1 protein-coding gene is annotated in these 870 nt (G+C 53.1%); it reads left to right on the forward strand.

The window, feature by feature from the left end; translation table 11 throughout:
- Nucleotides 1-870: CHASE domain-containing protein (locus MOV80_RS23265; RefSeq protein WP_249605562.1), on the forward strand; the 870-nt coding region annotated here is incomplete at both ends.

Here is an 870-nt window from a genome sequence, read left to right on the forward strand (position 1 = left end):
TGTGCCGCCGTTCGGTCGGTGCGATTAAACTTCTTTTCCTGTTCTTCATCCCTTTGGCTTTCTCCTTGATTATTAAGCCATTGTTCTTTTTTGTTCTGGATTTTCACTTATTTTTACTGAAAATTCGTCTAATTACTCAGCAAAACCTATTGGTAATGAATAGAATTCCAGCATCAAGATCGGGAATCGAGGCGGGAATTTTGAGAAATTTCAGGCGGGACGGCGTGCATTTATTTGTATTGGCCTGGGCCCTCTGCGCGTTGTTGGTGACGGTGCTGTGGGGGATGGGAGAGCTGCAGCGTTTGAGGGACGAGTTTGAGTCAGTGGCGCAGCGGGCGCACGCAATGGTGGCGCGCAAGCTGGATCAGAATGAGTCGGTGCTGTCCTCTGTAGACGCGCTGATGGCGGCTAGCCGGCCGTTTGAGGCGTCCGAGTTGTCTACTTTTGTGCGTGAATTATTGCCTCACTATCCGCAGCTTCATTCCTTTATTTTTTTTCAAAGCGTGCCTTTGGCGGAGCGGCCGCTCTTTTTGCGTCAGATGAGCGGAAAATTCGGTGAAACTTTTTACATTCGCGATTTCGATGTGGCGGGAAGCCGTGCGTGGCGACCGGCCGTCGTGCGTTCGCAGTCATTAGTGATTTCAATGTTGGAGCCCGATCGGCCAGAGGCCGGCCCGATGTTTGGCTACGATATTTTGGGTGATGCCTATTTCCGACCGGCATTGAGCTGGGCCTTGGAGACAGGGCAGCGGGTGGCTAGCGGGGCTTTCGAGTTGCACGAGGGGGGAGGGCGGGCTTATTTCTTGTTCCAGCCCTTATTCGAAGATAGGGAGAAGACGCTGGGCAAGTTGGTGGGCGTGGCGGTGGCGG

It is taken from the genome of Chromobacterium sp. IRSSSOUMB001 (genome assembly GCF_023507765.1).
Classification (GTDB): domain Bacteria; phylum Pseudomonadota; class Gammaproteobacteria; order Burkholderiales; family Chromobacteriaceae; genus Chromobacterium; species Chromobacterium haemolyticum.